This is a genomic window from Nonomuraea sp. NPDC001699, from assembly GCF_053596455.1.
Window position 1 is genome coordinate 58285 of record NZ_JBSFGF010000033.1, and the last position, 6746, is coordinate 65030.

7 protein-coding genes are annotated in these 6746 nt (G+C 74.3%); 2 read left to right on the forward strand and 5 right to left on the reverse strand.

Annotated features, from left to right (window positions below; translation table 11 throughout):
* Positions 1-11: 11 nt before the first annotated feature.
* Positions 12-1139 (forward strand): hydrogenase formation protein HypD, encoded by a 1128-nt coding sequence (gene hypD, locus ACWCSU_RS48095; RefSeq protein WP_357707647.1) that lies wholly within the window; start codon positions 12-14, stop codon positions 1137-1139.
* Positions 1136-2275, forward strand: a complete 1140-nt coding sequence (gene hypE / locus ACWCSU_RS48100) for a hydrogenase expression/formation protein HypE (protein ID WP_449943262.1) — start codon at positions 1136-1138, stop codon at positions 2273-2275. The genes hypD and hypE overlap by 4 nt, the downstream gene beginning before the upstream one ends.
* Before the next feature lie 42 nt (positions 2276-2317).
* On the opposite strand, the gene hypF is transcribed toward hypE, so the two are convergent.
* From hypF to ACWCSU_RS48125, 5 genes are read right to left on the reverse strand one after another with little or no spacing between them, the layout of a single operon-like run.
* Complete coding sequence (gene hypF / locus ACWCSU_RS48105) at positions 2318-4594, reverse strand: carbamoyltransferase HypF (RefSeq protein WP_449943264.1); 2277 nt, start codon at positions 4592-4594, stop codon at positions 2318-2320.
* Positions 4584-5246 (reverse strand): D-sedoheptulose-7-phosphate isomerase, encoded by a 663-nt coding sequence (locus ACWCSU_RS48110; protein WP_357707644.1) that lies wholly within the window; start codon positions 5244-5246, stop codon positions 4584-4586. The genes hypF and ACWCSU_RS48110 overlap by 11 nt, the downstream gene beginning before the upstream one ends.
* Positions 5243-5467 (reverse strand): HypC/HybG/HupF family hydrogenase formation chaperone, encoded by a 225-nt coding sequence (locus tag ACWCSU_RS48115; RefSeq protein ID WP_357707643.1) that lies wholly within the window; start codon positions 5465-5467, stop codon positions 5243-5245. Before ACWCSU_RS48115 ends, ACWCSU_RS48110 begins: the two co-directional genes overlap by 4 nt.
* Positions 5464-6048 carry a D-sedoheptulose-7-phosphate isomerase gene (locus ACWCSU_RS48120; protein WP_449943268.1) on the reverse strand — a complete coding sequence of 195 codons (585 nt, stop codon included), beginning with the start codon at positions 6046-6048 and terminating at the stop codon, positions 5464-5466. The genes ACWCSU_RS48115 and ACWCSU_RS48120 overlap by 4 nt, the downstream gene beginning before the upstream one ends.
* Positions 6045-6434, reverse strand: a complete 390-nt coding sequence (locus tag ACWCSU_RS48125) for a PadR family transcriptional regulator (RefSeq protein ID WP_364101822.1) — start codon at positions 6432-6434, stop codon at positions 6045-6047. Before ACWCSU_RS48125 ends, ACWCSU_RS48120 begins: the two co-directional genes overlap by 4 nt.
* Between the last annotated feature and the right edge of the window lie 312 nt (positions 6435-6746).

Here is a 6746-nt window from a genome sequence, read left to right on the forward strand (position 1 = left end):
AAGGCGCCGGCATGCGCTTCGTCGACGAGTACCGCGACGCCCGGACGGCACGGGCCCTGGCCGCGCGGATCGCGGAGCTGTGCGAGCCCGGCCGCCGCTACACCTTCATGGAGGTGTGCGGCGGGCACACCCACACGATCTACAAGCACGGCGTCGAGGACCACCTGCCGCCGAACGTGAACCTCGTCCACGGGCCCGGCTGTCCCGTCTGCGTGATCCCCATGGGACGCGTCGACGACGCGATCGCCATCGCCCGCGAACCGGACGTGATCATGACCTCGTTCGGCGACATGATGCGGGTACCCGGCGGCGAGGGCTCCTTCCTGGACGCCAAGGCCGCCGGCGCGGACATCCGCATGGTGTACTCCCCGCTCGACGCGCTGCGGATCGCCCGCCAGAACCCCGGCCGCCGGGTCGTCTTCATGGCGATCGGCTTCGAGACCACCGCGCCGTCCACGGCGATGACCGTGCTGCGGGCCGCGGCCGAAGGGCTCGCCAACTTCTCCGTCTTCTGCAACCACGTCATGATCATTCCGGCGATCAAGGCGATCCTGGACTCGCCGGACCTGCGGCTCGACGGCTTCATCGGGCCGGGCCACGTCTCCACCGTGATCGGCTGCCGGCCGTACGCGTTCATCGCCGAGGAGCACGGCAAGCCGCTCGTCTGCTGCGGGTTCGAGCCGCTGGACGTGCTGCAGTCGATCCACATGCTGCTGCGGCAGCTCGCCGAGGGGCGGGCCGAGGTGGAGAACCAGTACACGCGGGTGGTGCCCTGGGAGGGCAACGGCCGGGCGCTGGAGGCGATCGGGAAGGTGATGGAGCTGCGCCCGTACTTCGAGTGGCGCGGCCTCGGCTTCATCTCCCACTCCGCGCTGCGCCTGCGCGACGCCTACGCGGCCCACGACGCCGAACGCATCTTCCAGGTGCCGGGCGTACGGGTGGCCGACCCGAAGGCGTGCCAGTGCGGCGAGGTGCTCAAGGGCGTGCTCAAGCCGTGGGAGTGCAAGGTGTTCGGCACCGCGTGCACGCCGGAGACGCCGATCGGCACCTGCATGGTGTCCTCCGAGGGCGCCTGCGCCGCGTACTACAACTTCGGCCGGTTCACCCGCTCGCGGGCCAAGGAGGCGACCACGGCATGACGACCGAGCGCACCGCCGGATGGGCCGAACGAGCCGTCCGCGAGGCGGGCGGGCCCGCCGGCACGGCGACCCGCGAGGAAGAGGTGCTGCTGCGCATCGAGCGTGCCCGGGGACGCCGGGCCCGGGTCCGGGAGGAGCGCATCACGCTGGCCCACGGCGCGGGCGGGAGCGCCTCGCACACGCTGGTCGAGGCCGTGTTCGTGGACGCGTTCCGCAACCCGATCCTGGAACCGCTCGGCGACGGCGCCGTGCTGGAGGTCGGCGGCGGGCGGCTGGCCTTCAGCACCGACTCCTTCGTGGTCTTCCCGCTGTTCTTCCCCGGCGGCGACATCGGCGACCTGGCCGTCAACGGCACGGTCAACGACCTGGCCGTCTGCGGGGCCCGGCCGCTGTACCTGTCGGCCGGGTTCATCCTGGAGGAGGGCTTCCCGGTCGCCGACCTGCGGCGGATCGCCGGCTCGATGGCCGCCGCCGCGGCCCGGGCCGGCGTCCACGTGGTCACCGGGGACACCAAGGTCGTGGAACGCGGCAAGGCGGACGGCTGCTACGTCACCACCGCCGGCGTGGGCGTCCTGGAGCGGGAGACGGAGCTGACGCCGTCGGCGATCAGGCCGGGCGACGCCGTCATCGTGTCGGGGCCGATCGGCGAGCACGGCGTCACCATCATGATCTCCCGTGGGGAGCTGGACATCGAGGCCGACCTGGCCTCCGACACCGCGCCGCTCAACGGCGTCGTCGCCGCGCTGCTCGACGCCGTCCCCGGGGTGCGGGTGCTGCGGGACGCCACGCGCGGAGGGGTGGCGACGGTGCTCAACGAGCTCGCCCGCGCCGCGCGGCTCGGCATCGTGCTGGAGGAGTCGGCGGTGCCGGTCCGGCCGGTGGTGAACGGCGCCTGCGAGCTGCTCGGCATCGACCCCCTGTACGTCGCCTGCGAGGGGCGGTTCGTCGCCGTGGTCGACGGCGAGCAGGCCGGGAGGGCGCTGGAGGCGCTGCGCGGCCATCCTCTCGGCGCGGAGGCCGCCGTCGTCGGCCGGGTGCGGGCCGAGGCCCCTGGGCTCGTGCTGCTCGACACGGCGTTCGGTGGCACCCGGATCGTCGACATGCTCGTCGGCGACCCGCTGCCGCGCATCTGCTGAGGTCCCGATTGTTGCGATGCGGCCCGTCCGGTGCGGCGGGGCTCATCCGGCGGGGTCGAGGGCGGCGGCGACGGCGGCCTGGCCCAGGCTGAGGCCGCCGTCGTTGGGCGGCACCCGTGAGTGCAGCAGCACCCGCAGGCCCGCCTCCCGCAGGCCCGTCTCCATCCGCTCCAGCAGGACGACGTTCTGGAAGACGCCGCCGGACAGCGCCACGTCCCGCAGCCCCGTCCGCTCGCGCAGCGCCTGCACCGCCCGCAGCAGGGCCCGGGCCAGGCCGTTGTGGAAGCGCGCGGCCACCGGCGGCGTCGGCACGCCCGCCAGCAGGTCCTCGACCGCGCCGCGGACCAGGTCGGTCCCGGACACGACCAGCTCCGGCCCGGTGGACAGCGCCGCCGGGTAGGCGGCCCGCTCGCCCGGATCGGCGAGCTGCTCCAGTTCGATCGCGGCCTCCCCCTCGAAGAGCACCCGGTCGCGCAGCCCGGCGATCGCCGCCACGGCGTCGAACAGCCGGCCCGCGCTCGACGTGACGGGCGCGTTCGTCCCGGTGCGGGCCAGCGCCGCCACCGCCGCCCACCGGTCCCGGTGCCGCCGGACGAAGGGCAGGTCCGGGGGCTCGTCGCCGTAGATCGCGTCGAGGTAGGACACGCCCATGCGCCACGGCTGCCGTACGGCCGCCGCCCCGCCGGGCATCGGCAGCGCCTCCAGGTGTCCCGCCCGCTCGAACCCCCGCAGGTCGGCGACCAGCAGCTCGCCGCCCCACAGGGTGCCGTCGGAGCCCAGGCCCAGGCCGTCCAGGGCGACGCCGATCACCGGGCCCTCCTCGCCGTTGTCGGCCAGGCAGGAGGCGATGTGGGCGTGATGGTGCTGCACGCCGACGAGTTCGACGTCGTCGAGGCCGAGCGCGTACTTGGTGGACAGGTACTCCGGGTGCAGGTCGTGGGCGACGAGCCGGGGCCGGACGCCGAACAGCCGGCTCAGCCGGTCGATCCCCTCCGCGTACGAGCGCAGCGTCTCGTAGCCCTCCAGGTCGCCGATGTGCTGCGACAGGACCGCGTGGCGGCCCTTGACCAGGCAGAAGGTGTTCTTCAGCTCGCCGCCGCAGGCCAGCACGTGCCGGGACGGCGGCCGTCGCAGCGGCACGGGGGCGGGCACGTACCCGCGCGAGCGGCGTACGGGCAGCTCCCGGCCGCGGAACAGGCGCACCACCGAGTCGTCGGCCCGGACGTGGATGCGCCGGTCGTGGACGAGGAAGCCGTCGGCGATGCCGGACAGCCGTTCCAGGGCGTCGTCGTCCCGGTGCGCGATCGGCTCGTCCGACCGGTTCCCGCTGGTCAGGACCATGGGACGGCCGAGCCGTACGGCCAGGAGGTGGTGCAGCGGCGTCGCGGGCAACATCACCCCCAGCTCGCGGTTGCCCGGCGCGACCCCCTCGGCGACCGGCGCCCCGTCCCGGCGCGGCAACAGGACGACGGGCCGCCGCGGACCGCTCAGGACGCCCTCGGCGGCCGGGCCGAGCAGGACCAGCTCGCGCGCCGCGGCCAGGTCGGCGGCCAGCACCGCGAACGGCTTGCCCTCCCTGCGCTTGCGGGCCCGCAGCGTGCCGACCGCCTCCTCGTCCCCGGCCACGGCCGCCAGGTGGTATCCGCCGACGCCCTTGACGGCCAGGATCCTGCCCTGCGCCAGCCAGAGCGCGGCCGTCCCGACCGGGTCGCCCGGTCGGGGCCGGCCGTCGGCGTCCAGCAGCCGCAGCGACGGCCCGCAGGCGGGGCAGCACACCGGCTGCGCGTGGAAGCGCCGGTCGCCGGGGTCGCGGTACTCCCGCGAGCAGTGGGCGCACATCGCGAACGGGGCCATCGTGGTGTTGGGCCGGTCGTAGGGCAGGTCGGTGACGATGGTGAACCGGGGTCCGCAGTCCGTGCAGTTGGTGAAGGCGTAGCCGTGGCGGCGCGCGGCCGGGTCGGCGATCTCCGCCGCGCAGGCGTCGCACGGGGCCGTGTCCGGCGGCACGCACACCTGGCGGGCGCCCTCGCCGCGGCTGGGCACGATCCGGAAGCCCGACTCCGCGACGGGCTCGGCGTCCGCCACGGTGACGCTCTCGACCAGCGCCGCGGGCGGCGCCCGCCGTTCCAGCTCGGCGACGAAGGCCCGCAGCGCCGACGGCTCGCCCTGGGCCTCGATGAACACGCCGCGCGGATCGTTGCCCACGAACCCGGCCAGCTCGTGCCGTCCGGCCAGACCGCTGACGAAGGGCCGGAAGCCGACGCCCTGGACCAGCCCCTCGACCCGGACCCGGATGCGGCCGGGCCCCTCAGCCGTCACCGGTCAGCGCCCGCTGCACCAGCTCCCACAGGACGTGGTAGAGGGTCACCTGGGCCTCCTGGATCCGGTGCACCGACGGCGACGGCACGACGAACAGGTGATCGACCAGGCCGTCCGCGGCCATCCGTCCGCCGTCGCCGCCGGCCAGGCCGACGGTCAGCGCGCCGCGGCGGCGCGCCTCGGCCAGGGCGTGCAGCACGTTCGCCGAGCCGCCGCTGGTCGACAGGCCCACCACGACGTCGCCGGGCCCGGCGAAGGCGGCGACCTGACGGGCGAAGGCCAGGTCGTAGCCGACGTCGTTGGACAGGGCGGTGACGACGGCGGCGTCCACGGCCAGGCAGGTCGCCGCGAGCGCCCGGCCGCGCGGCGGGTGGGCGAAGAGCTGGGCGAGCGCCTGCGCGTCCGTGGCGCTGCCGCCGTTGCCGACGGCGAACAGCCTGCCGCCGGACTCGAAGGCCGCCGCCGTCCGCGCCGCGCAGCGCGCCAGCTCCTCGCCGTGCAGCCCGGCGACGGTCTCCCGCAGGGCGACGATCTCGTACGCCTTGTCCGCGCAGGAGCGGCGCACCTCCGCCAGGAGGGCGTCCGGGTCGGTGGGCCGGACGTACAGGAAGGGGTAGAGGGCCTCGACGCCGGTGCCTTCTGTCGTGCTCATCCGCATTCTCCTCCCACCGCGATGGCCTCCCCGGCGTGCACCAGGACGACGTCGCCCGGCCCGGCCTCGACCAGGGCCACGCTGATCTCCTGGGGACCGCCGGCGTCCGCCCGCGCGATCGCCATCCCGTCGCCGAGCAGCTCGACGACGCGCATGGGCACGGCGAGGTCGGAACAGGTCAGGCACACCGGCTCCGCCGGCTCCATCGGCTTCTCGGTCATCGGGCCTCCTCCGGCTGGTCGAGGAAGACGTGCACCAGCTCCCACAGCAGGTGGTAGACCGTCATGTGGATCTCCCGCACCACGCACGGGTCGCCGGACCGGGCGGCGAGCACGTGGTCCACGGCCGGGCTGCGGCCGATCGCGCCGCCGTCCCCGCCCACGAGCGCGACGGTCAGCAGTCCGAGCCCGCGGGCCGCCTCCAGCCCGCGCAGCACGTCCGCGCAGCCGCCGTCCCAGGAGAACCCGAGCGCCATGTCGTGTTCGGCGGCCAGCAGGCGCACCTGCTCGGCGTAGATCTCCTCGAACCCCCTGCGCGCGGCGACGGCGGTCAGCCGGGCGGCGTCGTGGCTCAGGGAGAGGGCGGGCAGGGCCCTCTTGCCGACGATGACCGGATGGACGAACTCCACGGCCACATGCTGGGCGTCCGCCGAGGCGCCGCCGTCGCCGAAGACCAGCAGCCGGCCGCCCCGCGCGAACCGCAGGGCCATGGCCCGGCAGGCCAGGGCGATCGGGGCGGCCTCCTCGGCGAGCGCCCGTCCTGGCGCGACCCGGCGCTCGAAGGCTGTCGACACAAGCGTCATCTCACCTCTCCTTGCCACGCCTCTCCCTGCCATGGGGCGGCGTCATGGGACGGCGGCCGGTGCCCCTCGTCCCACAGGGCCGCGCAGGCGCGGAGGACGTCCTCCAGGTCCCGCAGCCGGATCATGGCGGCCTTCAGCTCGCTCAGGCCCGAAGCGGTGATCTCGTACCTCCTGCGCGGCGGTCCCGTACGCGAGGCGGTCCACGAGGAGACCAGGCACCGGTCGCGTTCGAGGGCGCGCAGCAGCCGGTAGACATGGCCGGGCTCCGCCCCGGCAACGCCCAGCTCCCCCAGCCGGTCGATCAGGTCGTAGCCGTGGCCGGGCCGCTGCCAGACCAGGAGAAGCAGGAGCGGGGACAACAATCCTCGCCTCTCGCCGCCTTCCATACGATCTCCCCCGCCGGCGGAACGCACACTCCAAGGGGTAGTAGAACGTGCACAGGGGGCGATTCCGTAGCTCCGCACGCCGTCCTTGCCAACTTCTGACAGAAGCCAAGCCAAGGGTTAGGTCTCCGGCGGTCGGCACCGCGCCGAGCCGACGGTCTCAGCGCCGCTGTCAGGGAGACGTCGGCCGCGAAGTAACACGAGTAGTTCAAGTAGTTCGTGCTGCGGAACGGATGATCACGGTAAGTCGGATTTGCCGTCCGACACCGTCGCCCGGGCCATTCCTTCAGTCGGAATGGATGATCCGACACCCTG

Bases quoted from the DNA above. Each gene is read 5' to 3' on its own strand.
- hypD (WP_357707647.1), top strand. From the start codon at position 12: ATGCGCTTCGTCGACGAGTACCGCGACGCCCGGACGGCACGGGCCCTG.
- hypE (WP_449943262.1), top strand. From the start codon at position 1,136: ATGACGACCGAGCGCACCGCCGGATGGGCCGAACGAGCCGTCCGCGAG.
- ACWCSU_RS48110 (WP_357707644.1), bottom strand. From the start codon at position 5,246: ATGAGCACGACAGAAGGCACCGGCGTCGAGGCCCTCTACCCCTTCCTG.
- ACWCSU_RS48115 (WP_357707643.1), bottom strand. From the start codon at position 5,467: ATGACCGAGAAGCCGATGGAGCCGGCGGAGCCGGTGTGCCTGACCTGT.
- ACWCSU_RS48120 (WP_449943268.1), bottom strand. From the start codon at position 6,048: ATGACGCTTGTGTCGACAGCCTTCGAGCGCCGGGTCGCGCCAGGACGG.
- ACWCSU_RS48125 (WP_364101822.1), bottom strand. From the start codon at position 6,434: ATGGAAGGCGGCGAGAGGCGAGGATTGTTGTCCCCGCTCCTGCTTCTC.